The sequence below is a fragment of the Mangrovibacterium diazotrophicum genome, from assembly GCF_003610535.1.
In the GTDB taxonomy this organism is placed as follows: Bacteria; Bacteroidota; Bacteroidia; order Bacteroidales; family Prolixibacteraceae; genus Mangrovibacterium; species Mangrovibacterium diazotrophicum.
Genome location: NZ_RAPN01000001.1, coordinates 3,887,253 through 3,905,689 on the forward strand (window position 1 = coordinate 3,887,253; position 18,437 = coordinate 3,905,689).

The 18,437-nt window shown below is 44.4% G+C and carries 13 protein-coding genes; 1 reads left to right on the top strand and 12 read right to left on the bottom strand.

Features of this window, described 5'->3' with window-relative positions:
- Nucleotides 1-113: 113 nt before the first annotated feature.
- The 12 genes from BC643_RS15365 to BC643_RS15420 form a co-directional block, all read right to left on the bottom strand.
- The gene (locus tag BC643_RS15365) at nucleotides 114-1,787 is read right to left on the bottom strand and encodes a tetratricopeptide repeat protein (protein ID WP_245994983.1); all 1,674 of its coding nucleotides are present in this window, start codon (nucleotides 1,785-1,787) and stop codon (nucleotides 114-116) included.
- A 163-nt stretch (nucleotides 1,788-1,950) separates the two neighbouring features.
- A complete protein-coding gene (locus BC643_RS15370) occupies nucleotides 1,951-2,592 on the bottom strand; it encodes a deoxynucleoside kinase (RefSeq protein WP_120273922.1) in 642 nt (213 codons plus the stop codon).
- Between the two features lie 77 nt (nucleotides 2,593-2,669).
- Nucleotides 2,670-4,769: a prolyl oligopeptidase family serine peptidase gene (locus tag BC643_RS15375; RefSeq protein WP_120273923.1), complete on the bottom strand. Its 2,100-nt coding sequence runs from the start codon at nucleotides 4,767-4,769 to the stop codon at nucleotides 2,670-2,672.
- A gap of 66 nt (nucleotides 4,770-4,835) precedes the next feature.
- Complete coding sequence (locus BC643_RS15380) at nucleotides 4,836-5,321, bottom strand: hypothetical protein (RefSeq protein WP_120273924.1); 486 nt, start codon at nucleotides 5,319-5,321, stop codon at nucleotides 4,836-4,838.
- Between the two features lie 91 nt (nucleotides 5,322-5,412).
- Nucleotides 5,413-7,704, bottom strand: a complete 2,292-nt coding sequence (pnp, locus tag BC643_RS15385) for a polyribonucleotide nucleotidyltransferase (protein WP_120273925.1) — start codon at nucleotides 7,702-7,704, stop codon at nucleotides 5,413-5,415.
- A gap of 104 nt (nucleotides 7,705-7,808) precedes the next feature.
- Nucleotides 7,809-8,078 (bottom strand): 30S ribosomal protein S15, encoded by a 270-nt coding sequence (rpsO, locus tag BC643_RS15390; RefSeq protein WP_120273926.1) that lies wholly within the window; start codon nucleotides 8,076-8,078, stop codon nucleotides 7,809-7,811.
- A gap of 254 nt (nucleotides 8,079-8,332) precedes the next feature.
- A complete protein-coding gene (locus BC643_RS15395; protein ID WP_120274313.1) occupies nucleotides 8,333-9,829 on the bottom strand; it encodes a RagB/SusD family nutrient uptake outer membrane protein in 1,497 nt (498 codons plus the stop codon).
- 21 nt (nucleotides 9,830-9,850) lie between these two features.
- A complete protein-coding gene (locus tag BC643_RS15400; protein ID WP_211338069.1) occupies nucleotides 9,851-13,312 on the bottom strand; it encodes a TonB-dependent receptor in 3,462 nt (1,153 codons plus the stop codon).
- A gap of 133 nt (nucleotides 13,313-13,445) precedes the next feature.
- A complete protein-coding gene (locus tag BC643_RS15405) occupies nucleotides 13,446-14,489 on the bottom strand; it encodes a FecR family protein (protein WP_120273927.1) in 1,044 nt (347 codons plus the stop codon).
- 69 nt (nucleotides 14,490-14,558) lie between these two features.
- A complete protein-coding gene (locus BC643_RS15410; protein WP_120273928.1) occupies nucleotides 14,559-15,137 on the bottom strand; it encodes an RNA polymerase sigma-70 factor in 579 nt (192 codons plus the stop codon).
- A 100-nt stretch (nucleotides 15,138-15,237) separates the two neighbouring features.
- On the bottom strand, nucleotides 15,238-16,272 hold the full coding sequence (locus BC643_RS15415; protein ID WP_120273929.1) for a potassium channel family protein: 1,035 nt from the start codon (nucleotides 16,270-16,272) through the stop codon (nucleotides 15,238-15,240).
- The gene (locus tag BC643_RS15420; RefSeq protein ID WP_120273930.1) at nucleotides 16,253-17,632 is read right to left on the bottom strand and encodes a DUF2851 family protein; all 1,380 of its coding nucleotides are present in this window, start codon (nucleotides 17,630-17,632) and stop codon (nucleotides 16,253-16,255) included. The genes BC643_RS15415 and BC643_RS15420 overlap by 20 nt, the downstream gene beginning before the upstream one ends.
- A gap of 189 nt (nucleotides 17,633-17,821) precedes the next feature.
- Here BC643_RS15420 and BC643_RS15425 point away from each other — a divergent pair, with 189 nt between their 5' ends.
- Nucleotides 17,822-18,349, top strand: coding sequence for a VTT domain-containing protein (locus BC643_RS15425; protein WP_120273931.1), 528 nt, complete (start codon nucleotides 17,822-17,824; stop codon nucleotides 18,347-18,349).
- Nucleotides 18,350-18,437 lie beyond the last annotated feature (88 nt).

Consider the following 18,437-nt stretch of genomic DNA (forward strand, 5'->3'; position numbering starts at 1 on the left):
TTTTTGCGTCTCAGCGCGCTGCACTTTTATAAAAAAGAAAGGATGCAAACCTTGCGGTTGCATCCTTTGAATCTTATTCTGACCCGTTCGGATCAGGAATTCTCAAGTTGAGATTATTTTACAATTTCCTGGAAACGTGGTTCGTCGAAATATTTCGCGAATTCCATGTCAGTTGCAATAGTCGGTTTCAAGTCAGCATTCATTGATACTGCTTTTTCCAGACTTTCGTACATCAGGTTTTCTTTAGCAGTGCGTGCACCAACTACAGCTTTGAAGTATTCAGTCATGTAGCAACCTTCCCATGGGCAGTTTTCCAATGCTTTCAACGCACCAGTGTTGTCGCCTGCCATCAATTTAGCCAAACCTTCGTTAGGAGTGTTTGAACCGTCAAGCAATTTTGCTGCTTTTTCGTATTCGCCTTTTTTGATTGCAACGATACCCAAGTTGTTGTTTACTTCAGGACCTGCGCCAGAAGCAGCACCGAACAATTCTTCAGCTTTAGCAACATCGCCGGCAACCAAAGCGCAAGCACCCAAGTTGTTTTTGATGATTGGTTCGCTAGGAGCCAATGATTCAGCTTTTTCGAACAATGGTTTTGCTTCGGCAAATTTCATTTGCTGAGCCAATACCATACCTTCGTTGTTGTAACCTCTCCAGTCGTTTGGATAAACTTCGGTGAAAGATTTGTAGATTGACAATTGTTTGTTTTTGTCGTCTGTCAATGTTGCAGCGTACAACAATTCTGCTGGGTTCAATGAAGCAGGATCTGTAGCAGCCAAGGCAGCAATTTCCTCGTCAGTTTTACCAATCAAGTCAACACTTGCAGTAATTTTTGCACGACGAAGTTGTGGAAGAATATCATCAGCTACAGCTGTGAAAGCTGAAGACAAGTTTTTGATTTCACGTTCGCGAACTTCAGGATCTGAATACATAGACAATACGCGCAGAATCAATTCTTTATCCTGGATGTCTGATTTTTCCATCAATTCTTTGAAACCATCCCAGTCTTCAGGAGTAAATTTAGATTTCAACTCAGCTTCGATTTTTGCTTTCTTCAGCTGGCTTTCAACGTATTTGCTTGAAGTACCTTCACGTCTTTCAGACAGTTTAGTGTTTAATTCAAGTTCACCGTCAGGTGATGCATAAGCAGATACTTCCACGCCTTTCAGCTCTTTGCGTTCTGCTTCGTAAGCATCTTTTGTATATTCTTTCAATTTCTCGATATCTTCTTTTTTCAACTCGCTGTTTCTCAATACAGCACTGTTGATCAAATATTTGATATCAGTTGTATATGTGTCAGGAACGATTCTTTGGAATGGGTCGATGTTTGGATCGTAAACACCGGTTGTGTTTTTCTCACGTTGAACACCCAGGATTGGGAACGGGAAGTTAACAACTAAAGAAGGAGTTGCAATAACACCGTCGGCTACTTTGATTGGTTCGAAATCAACGCTCTTAGCACCTTTTGAGGCAGTCATGCGGATTTCCAACTCTGATTTTCTCATGTCGGCAGTATATGGAACACCGTCTTTGTAGCTAAAGTTACCGCCGTTTGTGTAGCTGATCACTTTATTGTTTCCACTCACTTTTTCTCCCTGTACAGTAACAGGCTCGTAGGCAGTTTCTCCGCCTTCATACACCAAAACCGGTGTGGCAACGATTGTTGCTTTTTTGTTGAAATACTTTGAAGGGAATACACCGTCGATAGCAACATCTACGTCACCTCCGTGTTCTTCCAAAACTTCAGGAGTTACTTTGAAGCTGATATCATCAGCATTCTTTTTCATTTTTTGAAGACTCGCACAGCTCGATAAAACCACCGATGCCAGTGCAACAGAAGCTAGTGATTTAAAGTTAAAATGTTTCATTGTAGCATTATTATAAAGATTAATCTTTTCAACCCTCACGAATATACAAATTTTGTCGATTATATATCCGTACATAAAGGCTCTATTCTCCTAATATTATCCGGTTTATACCCGGAGCATATTTTGCATCAAATATAGTACCAAGAATCTTTGTGAAATCATTGCTATCATTGACAAAGTCGATGTTGCTTGTGTCAATCAGCAAGATAGGAAAATCGGGGTTTTGCTTGAAGTAGGCGAAGTATCCTTTCTCAATTTGAGAAAGATATTCCACACTGATATTCTGCTCGTAATCCCGCCCTCTTTTACGGATATTTTTTAAAAGGTTTTCGGGTGTTTGATGGAGAAAAACATAGAGGTCGGGCTTTGGAATGCGGTCGTATATGATGCTGAAAAAGCGCTGGTAGAGCTGGTACTCGTCTTCGCGAAGTGTATTCTGCGCAAAAATGAGGCTTTTTACAAAATAGTAGTCCGATACCAAAAAGGAACTGAACAGTTCGAATTCCCGGATATGTTTGTTCAATTGGTTGTAGCGATCGGCCAAAAATGACATCTCCAACGGGAAGGCGTATTTATCCTGCTCCACGTAGAATTTCGGAAGAAAGGGGTTGTCCTCGAAACCTTCGAGCAACATTCGGGCTCCAAACTTCTTCGAAATCATTTTTGTCAGGGTCGTTTTCCCCGAACCAATATTTCCTTCAATGACCAAATAATTGATATCCATGCAAAAAAAATCCCGGCATCAAAAAATTTACCGGGATCTAAAAATACATTTATTAAAGTACTTAGCGAATTTTTCCGCTAGATTTTCATTCCTAAATGGTAAAATGTGAACGACCAAACATCGGTGTATTCCTCAATGATTTTGGTTGTCGGCTTACCGGCACCGTGTCCCGCTTTAGTGTCAATCCGGATTAAAGCCGGCAACTCGCTGTTGGCCAGTTCCTGCATGCGGGCAGCGTATTTGAAAGAGTGAGCCGGAACAACACGATCATCGTGATCGGCAGTGGTAACCAGGATCGCCGGGTAGTTGGTGTTGGCTTTAATGTTGTGGTATGGCGAATAGTTGTAGAGGTACTTGAACATCTCCTCGCTATCGTCACTGCGGCCATAATCGCCAGCCCAGGCCCAGCCAATGGTGAAGTTCTGGTAACGCAACATGTCGAGCACACCAACTGCAGGAAGTGCAACCTTGAACAGGTCGGGGCGTTGGTTGATAACTGCGCCAACCAGTAGTCCACCGTTCGAACCGCCCATCAGAGCCAGTTTATCCGGGTTCGTATATTTTGTTGTAACCAGGTATTCGGCTGCTGCTATACAATCATCGAACACGTTTTGCTTTTGCAGTTTGGTTCCGGCTTTGTGCCATTCTTCACCGTACTCGCCGCCGCCGCGCAGGTTGGCAATAGCCAATACGCCGCCGTTCTCCAGTAATACCATTCGGGTTGAAGAATAAGACGGAGTGAGGCTGATGTTGAAACCGCCGTAGCCATAAAGCAATGTTGGATTATTTCCATCCAGCTCAATACCTTTTTTGTGTACAATAAACATTGGCACTTTCGTGCTGTCTTTTGACGTGTAAAACGCTTGCTTCACGACGAAATCATCCGGGTTGAAGCCAACTTTCGGCCGGAAATAAAGCTTCATCTCCTTGGTCTCGTAGTTGTATTGGTAGATTTCGCCCGGGGTGTTGAACGAGGTGTAGCTGAAGAATGATTCTGTTTCGTCTTTTTCGCCCGTGAATTCACCAACCGTACCGATTCCCGGAAGCTGTAGTTCATAGTCAAGCTTTCCATCTGCATGATACACTTCAACGACATTGTGTGCATCTTTCATGTATTGCGCTACAATTTGTCCGGCGTGGAACGAGGCTGATTCCAGTACATTTTCCTGTTCCGGTAAAATCTCGGTCCAGTTTTCTTCTGCGGGATGCGCAAAATCAATTTTGACCAGGCGGTATCTTGGAGCTTTATAATTTGTTTTGATGTAGAGTTGATCGCCGATATTATCCACAAGGTCGAAGTCGTATTCGTAACTTTCCATCAACGAAACAAACTCGTTTTTAGGGTTCGAAAGATCTTTCACCATTAAGGCATTTCCACTCGTGCCTTCGCTGGATGATAGTATCAGGAAACGCTTGTCCTCGGTGATACCAGCTCCCCACATCCGCTTGGAATGTTCGAGATCTTCTTTCACAAGGACGTCTTCCGATTGTGGTGTCCCTATCTTGTGGTAATAAACTTTCTGAAATTCATTCAATTTCGACAACTCGCTGCCAGCTTCAGGCTCATCGTACCGACTGTAGAAAATGCCACCATCGTACCAGGCAAGGCCCGAAAATTTCACCCACATGAGGTGGTCATCCAGAGATCTGCCGGTTTCGATGTCCTTTACAAAAACTTCGTTCCAGTCCGACCCGCTGCGTGCGATCGAGTAAACAAGGTACTTTGCGTCGTCCGAAATTTTCATGGTCGAGAGGGCAATGGTGCCATCTTCCGACAATTGATTCGGGTCGAGTAACACGCTGGCTTCTCCGTTCAGTGAATCAGTCATGTACAAAACGCTTTGGTTTTGCAAGCCGTCGTTTTTGAAGAAGAAATATTTGTTTCCTTTTTTCGAAGGTGTGCCAATGCGCTCGTAGTTTAAAAAGTCAGTCAGTTGCTGGCTGATTTTATCGCGGTTAGGCAGCTTACTTAAATAGCCAAAAGTAACTTCGTTCTGCTCTTTAACCCATTCTTCGGTTTCGGGTGCAGTATCATTTTCCAACCAGCGGTAGGGGTCTTCAACGACAGTTCCAAAATAGTCGTCGGTTATATCCTGCTTCTTGGTTGTCGGGTAATTCAGTTTCTGATTACATGATGCCATAAGGGTCAATGTAAGTAAGTAGATTAATCTTTTCATCTGTAAAATTCTTGATCCGTAAAAGTTGTAACATGAGTTTCATATGTACAACAGGATCTTGAATCATTACAGAATTTTTTCGGAATCGCGTATTTTTCGATCTTTTCGGCCGCCAATTATTTGGCCGGTAACAACACCGATGGCGAAAGCCGGCGAATAGAAAACGACTTTCTCGATGGAAGGGAACGCAAAGGTTAGCATGAATGCAGCGAGCATGAATCCCAATGTCCAGTAGGCCGATTGTGTATACGTATGATAATATGGTGGGTAGAAGCCGTGCGCTTTCCGCATGTGGTCGTTAACGCCTGATTGAATCCGATCCAATTCACGTCTTTCTTTTCCAGGTGTTTGAACCGCCGTAACAACGTCGTCCGCCATCTTTTCCATTTCATTCCGATAGGAATAACATTCGCGGCATTTCGGTGCAAAACCATCTATACGTTCGGCATTTCGCAGATATTCTTCGACCCGGAAAAAACGCAAATCGCGTTCCTTCGCACCTTGCAGTTGGCCAACTACTTTCTTTTCAAATCCGGGGTACCAATTTTCCATTCCCTGTTTTGTTAGTTCAAAATTGAATTCAAAAATAAGGCAAAAAAAATGCCCGCAAAAGCAGGCATTTTATTCTATTTATGAAACTGAATTATTCTTCATTTCTCTGAGGACGACGATCTCCACCTTCACGGCGAGGTCCGCGGTCACGATTGTCACGACGATCACCACGGTCGCGGTTGTCACGACGGTCGCCACGATCTCCGCCTTCACGGCGTGGAGGACGTTCGCGTTCCGGACGTTCTACATAACCTTCCGGTTTTGGCAGAAGGGCTTTGCGAGATAATTTCAGTTTGTTGTCGCGATCGATGTCCAACAATTTCACTTCAACTTCTTCGCCAACTTTCAATACATCTTCTGTATTTTGAACGCGTTCCCAGGCAATTTCGGAAACGTGCAACAAACCTTCTTTACCAGGAAGAATCTCGATGAAGGCACCGAAAGTCGTGATCGACTTCACTTTACCTTTGTAGACTTCTCCTTTTTCAGGCAGAGCAATAATTTTCTTGATGCGTTCTTTGGCAGCTTCCAAAGCATCTTTGTTCAAGCCCGAAATTTCAACATAACCTTTTTCGTCTTTCTCTTCGATAACGATGGTGGTTTTTGTTTCTTCCTGCAGTTTCTGAATGTTTTTACCTCCAGGGCCAATGATTGGTCCGATCATTTCTTTCGGAATAATCACGGTTTCAACGCGAGGTACATTCGGTTTGTATTCAGAACGAGGTGTGTCGATCACTTCAAGGATTTTGCCCATGATGTGTTCGCGGCCTTGTTTTGCTTGCAACAAAGCTTGCGACATTACTTCGTATGACAGACCGTCAACTTTGATGTCCATTTGGGTAGCGGTGATACCTTTTTCGGTACCGGTTACTTTGAAGTCCATGTCCCCCAAGTGGTCTTCGTCACCAAGGATGTCTGAAAGGATCGCGAATTTGGTGTTACCTTTATCGGTAATCAAACCCATTGCGATACCCGATACCGGGCGTTTCATTTGGATACCAGCGTCCATCATGGCCATTGTACCGGCGCAAACCGTTGCCATTGATGAAGAACCGTTTGATTCGAGGATGTCAGAAACCACACGAACAACGTATGGGAAATCCTGAGGAATCATGCGTTTCAGTGCGCGGTAAGCCAGGTTACCGTGACCAATTTCGCGACGGCTCAACCCACGAGGTGTTTTTGCTTCGCCCACACAGAATGGAGGGAAGTTGTAGTGCAAAAGGAATTTTTCAGTTCCCTGAACAGTAACACCGTCGATGATTTTTTCATCCATTTTGGTACCCAAAGTCACTGATGACAATGACTGAGTTTCGCCACGGGTGAAGATTGAAGAACCATGAGATCCCGGCAGGTAGTCGGTTTCACCCCAAATCGGACGGATTTGAGTTGTGGTACGACCATCCAAACGGATACCTTCGTCCAGAATCATGCGACGCATGGCTTCTTTTTCCACATCGTGGTAATATTTTTTGATCAGCTTAATGTGCTGGCCCAAATCAATTTCTTCGTTTTCAGCATTGGCTTCTTCGTAAGCAACGATGTACTCGTCAACCAATTCTTTGAATGAAGACATACGCAATTGCTTGTCGGCAATACGTTGTGTTGCGATGGCATAGCATTTTTCGTACAAATCAGCGTGTACTTTTTCGCGCAATACTTCGTCGTTAACTTCGTGGCAATATTCGCGTTTGGCTTTACCAACTTCGGCAGCCAGTTCTTCTTGTGCTTTACAGTGAATGCGGATGGCATCGTGTGCGAATTTGATAGCAGCAAGCATATCTTCTTCGGTCACTTCATCCATTTCACCTTCCACCATCATGATGTTCTCGTAAGAAGCACCAACCATGATGTCGATATCAGATTCTTTCAGAAGGGCTGCGCTTGGGTTCAGTACGAACTCACCGTTGATCCGGGCAACACGAACTTCAGAAATCGGACATTCAAAAGGGATATCAGATACCTGGATGGCTGCAGACGCAGCTAAACCGGCTAATGCATCAGGCATAACTTCTTCATCAACCGAGATCAATGAAATCATCACCGCTGTTTCTGCGTGGTAGTCAGCAGGGAACAGGGGACGCAGTGCACGGTCAACAAGACGTGCAATCAGAATTTCGTCATCCGAAGGACGAGCTTCACGTTTTAAGAACCCACCAGGGAAACGGCCTGCAGCAGAGAATTTCTCGCGGTAGTCAACCGATACAGGCATAAAATCAACATCTTCTTTGGCTTCTTTGGCCGATACAACTGTTGCTAACAACATGGTACCGCCCATTTTTACAACAACTGCCCCGTCTGCCTGTCGGGCCAGACGTCCGGTTTCGATCGTAATCTGACGACCGTCGCCCAGGTCAATTGTCTTAATAATTGCTTGACTCATAAAGTTTTGAACTAAAATTTAACAATTAAAATTGTTTTTGTGTGGTGGTGGGGCTATCAAAAATAATAAAAGGCAATAAGAATATTGCCTTTTATTGTAAAATTTTATCGACGTAAACCAAGCTCTTTTACGATGCTACGATATCTTTCGATATCTTTCTTGGCTAAGTAGTCTAACAAGTTACGACGCTTACCTACCAGGCTAACCAATGCACGTTGTGTGCTGTAGTCTTTCTTGTTTTTCTTCAAGTGCTCTGTCAGGTGAGCGATACGGAATGAGAACAAAGCGATCTGACCTTCAGCTGAACCGGTGTCAGTTGCATTTTTCCCAAACTTTTCAAAAAACTCTGTTTTCTTTTCAGAAGTCAAATACATAATCTATGTTTTTAATTGTGGTACAATGTTTAAGCTGCAGCATCGCGTTCAATAACAACAGCTTAAAATTAATTTGCTTAAAAAGCTGTGCAAAAGTAATTAAAATATTTGAATAACAATAGCTTGGGGTTATAAATCCCACGAGCCGTTTTTTCTGAAAAGAAAGGATCCCGACCATGTGGCCGGGATCCTAATGCATTGCATACTACTACACTACTTTAAAACTGATATGCAAACGCTATAGTTTAGCTTCCCTAATAACCGGGATTTTGGTCGTAAAGACCTTCTTTTACATCCAGTTGATCCTGGTGGATGGCATACAGGATGTCGTCGGCAACGATGGTTCCGATTTTGCTGGAAGCATCGTCAACTGCCGCCCAGGCATTCATCACGGTCAACACTTTTCCGGTGCGCACTAAATCGTGCCAGCGTTGGCCTTCTGCGATAAATTCATGGCGTCTTTCGTCGAGCAACATATCCATATCAACATTCGAAACATCGCTTAAGCCGGCACGTTCGCGAACCTGGTTCACGATTGCGTCAACCGTAGTTTGGTCTTGTCCCAATTGAATCAACGCTTCTGCTTTCATCATCAAAACATCGGTATATCGAAGGATCGGGAAGTTGATTCCCCAATTGAAACGGTCGGCCGGTACGTGATCCAGGCTAACGAATTTCAGGTACTGAGGACTGTTGATGGTGTTACCGTTTTCGTCCAGGTAGCTCATCAAAACAGAGAAGTCGTCGCGAACATCGCCATCTTCAAATGAACTCAGGAAATCGTCGGAAGGGTCGATGGCCCCGCTGGCATCAACCGGAACACCGCCGGCAAATGGCAGGTAGATGCGGGCCCAGCTTTCCTGGTACATCAATGTTGGCAGAATAGTTCCGATACCGCGGTCACCTGTTGAGCCGTCGTTGATTGACTGTACGTCGAAAACAATGTCGTCGTTGTTTTCATTGGTGTAGCTGAAAATTTCGGCGTAGTCATCAACCCAGCCGTAAACACCGCTCGAGATAACTTCGTTGATTAAGCTCAAGGCGTCCGAGTACTTGTTGGAGTTCATTCCCGGTCCATCAATGCCGAAGTCAGGTCCCGACTCGGTAAGGTACACTTTTGCCAAAAGACTTTTGGCAGCACCCGAGGTTGCTTTACCCGGTGAGCTGTACGAGGCCGGAAGCAGAGACGCTGCTTCGGTTAAATCGGCTTCAATCAGGTCATAAACATCGGCAACCGGTTGGCGAGAGACTTCCAAAGCTTCGGTAGGTGTCAGCACGTGGTCGAAAATTGGCACTCGTCCGAAGAAACGAACCAAATCGAAATAGAACAATGCACGGATGAATTTCGCTTCACCAATCATGCGGTTACGTGTTGATGCATCGGGCACCAAATCTTCGTTCACCTGATCCAAGATCAAATTCGCCCGGTAGATTCCCAGGTAAGGAACATCCCACGCCGGAGCCATCAGCGAGTTGGTAACCAGGTTATGCTCGAAGTTGTTAATCGGGTTCCAGTCGCGAACACCTGTTCCGGGTGAGTAAATATTATCGGAACGAACCTCAGACAGGTAGAAATGGTTGGCAGCATAATCCTTCAGGGTGTTATACATGCCGTTTACAGCTTGCTCAAATTGTGTTGTATTTTGGTAGAAGTTGGCTGCACTCGGCTCCGAGATTGGAGCCAGATCAAGATCGTCTTCGCAAGCAGAAAATACAGCCAGAACAACCAATAGATAAAATATTTTTTTCATGATTACTTTCATTTTAATGGATTAAAATTTGAGGTTCAATCCGAACACCATTGATTTCGATAATGGGAATGCACCATAGTCATCGCCACTGTTGTTCACTGCTTCGGGGTTGAAACCGCCATCATACTTATCCTTGCCAAAGAAGTTCTCTGCCGTCGCGTAGATACGTGCTCCCGAAATTAAATTAGAGTGGATCAATCGACCTAAATCATAGCCCAATGTGATGTTGCGGATTCTCCAGTAATCGTTTTTATATAACCAGTCGGTGTTTTTTATACGACCGAAAGTTGAAGGAGATTTGCGTTCTTTGCCGGCTACATCAGCCGCAGTTAACACCTGGCCTTCTACCCAGCGAACACGGTCGCGGGTTTTGCCAAGGGTGTTTTCGTTACTTCCCATGCCGGTACGATACATTGCACGACCAAAGGTGGAGTAGATCATACCGCCTGTTTGGCCTTGAATAAGGATTGAGAGGTCGAAACCTTTCCAGGAGAATTCGTTGGTGATACCCCAAACATAGTCCGGGTTTGGATGTCCTGAATAAGTACGGTCATCGCCATCAATCACACCGTCGCCGTTTTGATCGACATATTTCGGGTCGCCGGCTTCCTCTTTGTTATACATGGCAACTCCATTGGCGATATCTTCCGATGTCAGCAATCCATCCTGTTGAACCAGGTACAGCGTGTACATTGGTTTTCCAACCTCCAAAATGTTGTGTGTAATGTCAAACGCACCGCCCAGGATTGGTGTGTTATTCGGCCCCAATTTCTTAACCTCGTTGGTATTGTGGCTCAGGTTAAACATCGTTTTCCATTTGAATTGGTTAACGAGGTTTTGTGTTGTCAGCTCCAATTCCCAACCCTTGTTCAGTACTTCGCCGATGTTGGTTAAAGCCACGTCGAAACCACTGGCTGTAGGTACCGGAATACTCAGCAACAGGTCGGTATTACGTTTGGTATAATAGTCGAATGAAGTATAAATACGTCCGCCTAACAAGCCGGCATCGAAACCAACGTCAACAGTTTCTGAAGTTTCCCAGCTCAAGTCCGGGTTTGCAAAGTTCGATGGAACCAAACCATTCACCAATGTTCCGTTGTTGCTGTAGTTGGCGTAGGCCAAACGGGCAATCTGGTCGTAGTCGCCAACACCGTTGTTACCGGCCAAACCCCAGCTGGCTCTCAATTTTAGGTCGCTGAAAATTTCATTGTCCGCCATGAACGATTCGTTGATGATTTTCCATCCGACAGATACAGACGGGAATACCCCCCACTTGGTGTTGTCACCAAATTTGGAAGAACCATCGCGACGCAAACTGGCTTGCAGCAAGTATTTGCTCATGTAGTTATATTGCAGACGACCGAAGTATGAAATCAGAACGTTTTCGGTATTGGTTGATGTGCCGCTTGTTGTATTGGCAGCATTTAAAGTAGGAATGTCGTCGGATGCGAAACCGGTACCACTGATGCTGTAATCTTCCAGTTTGAATTTGCTGTAGGAATAACCACCCAACAGATCGAAGTTGTGGTCGCCGATTGACTTGTTATAGTTTAAGGTGTTTTCGTTTACGAAGTTGATGCGGTTGTACCCAGACTTGCTTCCGGTTGCTGTTCTGTTGCGGGTAACGAAGGCTGGCGTGAACGCACTTGCTTCATTATTATGAACGTCGAAGTTCAGGTTAGTTCTGAATTTCAATCCTTTGATGAACTGATATTCCAGGAAAGCAGTTGTGATTGTACGGAAAGTCTGGTTATCACGCTGTTTGTATTTTGCCTCGGCAATTGGGCTAACGCGCGATGTACCCCAGGCATACATGGTATTGTCGCCAACATTTACGCCTTCTGGTCCTGTTGATGATTCAACAACCGGGTTCATACCAACAATAATGTGCGTGATCGCGTCTTTGCCTTCAACCCCGGGATCATCCTGAACACTGTAGGACGGAGAAAGGTTGATGCCGAATTTCAGATTTTCGGTGGGACTAACTTCCACATTGGCGCGAGCGCTGTAGCGACGATATTTCACGCCGATAGCGACACCTTCCTGATCCATGTAGTCTCCGGAAATATAGTAGCGAACGATGTCGTTACCGCCGGTTGCCGACAATTGGTAGCTTTGTACCATCCCTTTGCGGAAGTACAAATCTTGCCAGTCCACATAGTCCAGTCCCGGGTGACCGTCTTCCAGCCAGCGGTCGTCCCACATATATTTAACGTTGTACTGTCCGTCGGCCAAGCCCAGCAAAGCACGACGTTCGTTGTTAGTTTGCGATGAAGTAGCTCCAAGGTCAGAAGCATGGTCGCGAACCCAGAAATAGTTCATGTGCTCAATCTGGCGTTCAACCCATTCGTCTGATGACAGAACATCTAATTTTTTGGCCGTTTCGTTCCAACCCACATAAGTATTAAATGAAATTTGAGGGCGACCAGTTTTCCCTTTTTTTGTTGTGATGATCACAACCCCGTTTGATCCGCGAGAACCGTATATTGAAGCAGCAGCAGCATCTTTCAAAACCTGGATTGACTCAATATCATTCGGGTTCAAGTTAGTCAGCGGGTTACCATTGGAGAAACCACCGCTTGATGATTGTGGCGAAACTTCCAGCGGGAATCCGTCGACAACGTACAAGGGTTCGTTATTCGCAGAGATTGAGCCGGTACCTCGAACCTGAATACTGAAGCCTTGTCCCGGCAGACCGCTGGTTTGTTGAACACGCACACCGGCCATCTGGCCAATCAAAGCCTGGTCAACTTTATTCACCGGGCGCTCATTCAATTTTTCAGCGTCCATGGTGGCAATTGAGCTGATGATGTCGCTTTTCTTCTGCGTACCGTAGCCCACAACAACTACCTCGTCGATACCCAGGGTTTCTTCTTCCAAAACAACATCAATATTAGCTTGGCCGGCAACTGCAATTTCTTTCACTTGCATACCCACAAAACTGAAAACCAAAGTTGCACCGGTCGGAACTTCGATTGCGTAGTTTCCATCAAAGTCGGTAATGGTACCGTTGGTTGTTCCTTTTTCAACCACCGTCACACCAGGGAGGGGCGCGCCTTGTTTGTCTTTAACATTACCCTTTACCGTTTTAGATTGTGCCACTTGGGTGTTACCGCCCGATGGTGTTAAAACAATTAAATTATTCTCCAGCACCTTGTAGGTGATGGAAGAGTTCGCGAATATCTGATCCAGGACTTCTTCGACATCTGCGTTTTCGGTGTTCACCGTAACGGTCCGATTCAGGTCGGTAAATTCATCGTTGTATAGAAAGTGAAACTGACTTTGTTCCTCAATTTCGATCAGTACATCCTTGATTGTCTTTTCGTTAAGCTTAAGTTTAAATTTGGTGGCCTGCGAGTAGGAACTCGCGCTTACATGAAAGACGATAAGGAAAGTAAATAGCGTCGTTAGTTTCATGATTAAGAATAGTTTTTTCATTCCGGACGCAAAGAGCCAACCGGAATAATCCAGATTTTTTTTCATAATTTAGCATTGTTAATTAGTTAAACAACTTCATTGAGGGGAACCGCCAAGAACGCCTCAAGTGGTTTGGTTAAGAATTTTAACGAATGGGAGAGCGATCTCCCATTTTTGTTTTGGTTATTTCATAGAGTGACTATTTTTTAATTAGTGGTTCATACTCGCGTTTAAGTTTCTCGTTGATCGTTAGGATTACCTTATTCTCGTTTATGGTATAGTTCAAAGGAATAGTCAGCTGCACTGCCTGTAACAACTGTCCGAGTGTTTGTTGCTCAATGGATCCGGAAATTTTATACGATTTTAGTCGTTCGTCTGCGATGGTAATTTTCACGTCATAACGACGTTCCAGTGTTTTAGCAAAATCCAGCATATTTTCTCGTTCAAATATCCAGCGTTTGCCTCTCCACGACGTGTATAGCTCGGTGTTAACGTTATCTGCAATTTTATACGACATATTGTTGTTTAACGAGCTTCCCAAATTGATGGTTATCTTTTGGTTGGGTTGAAGAACTACATGGTCACCAAACTCCGATACATCAACTTTTCCTTCAACCAGGGTCGTCTCCAGTAAGTTCTCGTCGGCGTAGGCTTTTACGTTAAAGGCGGTACCAACAGCTTTAACCTTTACATCACCGGCTTTAACAACAAAGGGGAGATCTGTATTTTTTGCAACCTCAAAATATCCTTCACCGGTAAGCTGAATGTCGCGGTCTTTTGAGTTGAAGGTGCTGCTGTAAGTCAATTTACTGCCGGCGTTCAACCATACTTTGGTACCATCGCCAAGATTCATGTTCAACTTGGCACCATAGGGAGCCTCAATTTCGTAATGAGCGACTTCTGACTGAAAGCCTAGTTGTCCTCTGTTGCTCATCCAAACGGCACCCAGTAAAAAGGCCAAAACAAATACGGCCGCAATTTTTATCCACTCGGGAATTCTTTTGATTGGAATGGTTTTCGATTTTTGAGCTGGAGAATTTTGAATCCGGTTTTGGAGTGCGGAGTAACGCTGTTCGATGTTTAGATGTTTGGAGTCGGCCAATTGGCCTGCTGCAAACCAAGCGTCGCGAATCTCTTCGTAGTGCTTGAAGTTCTCGGGATCAGTATCGATCCAGGCTTCAACTTGAGAAACTTCGTCTTTTGAAGCTTCACCCTGCAGACATTTTAAAATAAGCTCATCCATCCAACTGTGAATTTTGGGGCGTTACAGAGGAGTGACAACTTTGTGGTCAAAAGAGGTGACAAAAATTTTTCAGTTTTTGAAGAAAAGAACGACGAGCAGGTGTTTGAGATCTTTTTGAAGTCGGGTTAAAGCTCTCAATAATTGTGTTTTAACGGTGTTGACTGAGACCTCCAGAATTTCAGCAATTTCTTTGTTTTTTTTCCCTTCAAGCCGGCTCATTACAAAGATTTGGCGACACTGATCCGGTAGTTTCTCGATCGAATTTTGCAGTTTGATCTCGTATTCTTTTTCGATCAGGGTTGAAAGGGGGAAGCTGTTGTTCGCTTTTTCAATTTCCTCAAATGCCTGGTGGGTTTGATAAAGGAGAAACTTATCTTCAACCTTTTTATGTTTGAGGTGATTCAGGGAGTTGTTGTAAACAGTTCGGTAAAAATAGGCAGCTGGTGAAGTTTGGACGACAATTTGATCCCGTTTTTCCCAAACCCGAAAAAACAGTTCTTCCACGATCTCTTCGGCGGCAAGACTGTCCTTCAAAAGATCGTAGCAATAGTTATACAAGCGCCCGTAATATTTCTTGAAGAAATACTCAAAAGCACCCTCGTCGCCACGACTCATTTTACGAAAGATTTCAATTTCGTTTGTGGTCATTCAATCGGGATCGTTACACTGACGTTTATACTTAACCTATCTAGAGTCGATAAGATTTAACAATAAAAGTAAAATCTGTGTTGCACGTAAATGTATTGGTTTATCCTCTCTCGAGCAAATGTCTGAAGCGTTTAATCTGCTCGGGCGAGCCCAGAACAAACAATTGGTCGCCGCGGCTCAGTGTTAATTCCGACGAAGGGTTGAAGATGTACTTGGCTCCGCTGATCTTGATTCCGACGATATTGATTCCGGAAATGTCCTTGCTGCGAAGTTCTTCGATGGAGTGATTGACAAAGCAATCGGCCATGTTTGTGCAGCTGATTTCTTCCAGACTTACATCTTTACTGTGTTGAAGGAGAATGTATTCGAGGAATTCGACGACATCGGGCTGTGTAATCAGTTTCGCCATTCGCTGGCCGCCAATGCGTTCGGGCATGATCACGTTCGTAACCCCGGCCCGTTTGAGTTTCGATACCGATTCCATCTCGCTTGCACGGCTGACGATCTTCAGGCTCGGGTTCATACTGCGCGCCGTTAGTGCTACAAAAACATTGTCGGCGTCGTTTGGCGTGGTTGCAATTAATGCACGGGCGTGATCAACACCGGCTTGCTTTAGCACATCCTCATGGGTGGCGTCTCCCCGAATGTACAACAACTCTTCATTATCGCGAATTCGACTGATCACGTTGTCGCGCTTGTCGATGATGACAAACTCAATTCCGTAATCCATTAATTCCATGGCTACTTGTTCACCGTTTCGGCCGAACCCGATGATGATGACATGGTCTTTCAATTTTTGAATTTTCTTGTCCACCCGATATGTTTTTAAGTAGTTAACTAATTCGCCATCAAAAACAAAGCGTGCCAGGTTGGAGCCCACATAGGCCAAACTTCCCAGGCTGGTAATAATCAACCCTGATGTGAAAATCTTACCAATGTCGCTAAGCGGATGTACTTCGCTGAACCCAACCGTAGAGATGGTGATGATGGTCATGAAAAAGGCATCGATCAGCGAATATTTTTCGATATACATGTAGGCCAAAGTCCCAATGGAGAGCATCGAAAAAAGCAGCAGAACACCAACACGGAGGGTTCTGTTGGAAACATCCTGAAATTTATTCGTCGACTGGCTCATGCTTTTCGTGGTTGCTGTGATGGATCAACTTCATTCCTACAGGGCAATTTAAGCATTTTTTGGCATTGCAATAATTATTCTTCAGCTGAATCAGCGCCTGTGTGTCGAAGGCGGATCGCGCCGCAATCCCCAAGCCGGCCCAGTTGGCGATTATTGAATTGGTTTCAGCAGGTATCTGTTCCAGGTAGTTTAGTGCCAAATCCTTCAAAGGTTGCTTTTTATGGTATTCACCGTAGACAAAAAGGAATGGTACCAACGTATTAATCACTAGGTTGAAGAAAGCCGAGTCACCAAGGTGCTTAGCTTGCTTTTTTGATAGCTTGTTGAATTTAAAATGGCTTTCCCAATAGGAAGAGGCTTCGATTTGAAAGAGCTTTTTAACGTCGCTTAATTTCTCCGTTTCGATGATATGGGAAAATAAAGCCGTCGATTGGTGAACGAGCATAGCGAATTGAGCAATCCGCACGGTTGGGAAGTTGACCGGTCTCAGGCGCAGGAATTTCCACAAATGTCCTTCAATGGGTTTCAGCTTGTATTTTTTATAAAGGAAAGAGAATTCCTGGCGCAAAGCCAGAAAATAGTCATCGCCAACCAATTCTTCGTTCAGTAAACCGGCTGTGCCGTAGAGCAGTGCTTCCAGCTGAAACAGGTCGTTTTTGTGTTTCCCCAGAATGGATAGTGGTAGTACTTTTGCCAGCAGTTCGAACGGTACAGCATTTGTTTTGAAACCGAAGTTTCGCGCCAGAAATTGGTAGAAAGTTTCATTCCAGTCGTTGTTGTTTTGTTGCAGCCGCTCGGTGATTTCCGCTGTTTTTTGTTGCAGCCGCTCTACCATTAGCGCGTGATACCAGATTTGCAATGTAATCGATGGAACACGATGAATAGAATCTGCACAGGGAATCCAGCTGGTCGATTTCTGAAGTTTTAGGTAGTTGTGTTCCAGTATTTCGTCGTAGTTCAGGCAGGCACATTCAATGTGTTCGCCTTTTGAATTTTGAATTGCGGTGTCGTCTTCTTTTACCACATGAAGAATAACATTGTCGTAGGCGCCGTCTTTCTCGTGCTTGTGTTTGATCCAATCGCTGGATCGCCAATGAATCTCCACATTTCCAGCCCAGGTTGTTTCGCCGATTTTTAGTCGGGCATTGAAAAAGTCCGGTCCGGCATCGGTATTCTGAAAGCCAGGTGAAATGACTTTGATTGGTTGTCCCGAGCTGGTTTGAAATGGATCCTCGTTAAAAAGACGGTGTTTCCACAAAAATTGAAGGAAGAACTCGTTCATAGGTTTTGGCTTGATCAGGTTAACTAAAATAAGAAAAATATCACTTGACAACCAGCTGTTTGTGAGCATTGTGCTCATTCGTTGAGGTGAATTTGGCTGCTTCGCGATTTCGGAAAATCTGTTTTAATCGTAAACCGCCCATTTCGCTACAAATTCAAGCTTTTTGATGTAGCTTTTTCAGTGTTTTTTCACGTATATATTTAATGTAAGGCTGGATGTATTTTCGGATAGAACCGACTAACTTTAATAGAGAACCTAAAGCTTGTGATGAATTTGAGTAAATTAAATATCACGCGAATTGTCGTAGTTGTGTTCTTTTTCGCAATTGCTGTTTCGATCGCTTCGGCGACCATCGGAAGAGAAATATACGGGGCAACGAAGGTGAGTTTGCTGTCGTTTGGGATTATCAACTTCTCGGGCTATCTCTTCTTTTTGATTATGCCGGTTGAGTTGGCTTTTATTTACTACCTTCACTCGCATCTCAGTCTTTTTCTGCTGAATATTATTGCAATTGTAACGGCCCTAGGGGCGCAGCTCATTGATTACTGTATTGGTCGCTGGCTGAGTGCGTCGTTTATCGACAAGCTGGTGGGGCGTCACCGGTACGAAAAAGCGGAGGAGGAAATTCGTGCGTATGGTAATATTGCTATTTTCCTTTTCAACTTATTACCGCTTTCATCGCCTATTATTCTGTTGGCTGCCGGTATGCTGAAACATCCGATCCGGCAGGCCATTTTTTACAGCCTGCTTGGGCTGGTTGCTAAATACCTGTTTATCTCGATCATCTTCTTTTAGAAAAACAAAGCCCGAAGCTCTTGCGAACTCCGGGCCGGATTATGATTGATTATAAACATTTGTAGGTGCGGACAAGTCGTCCTATTTA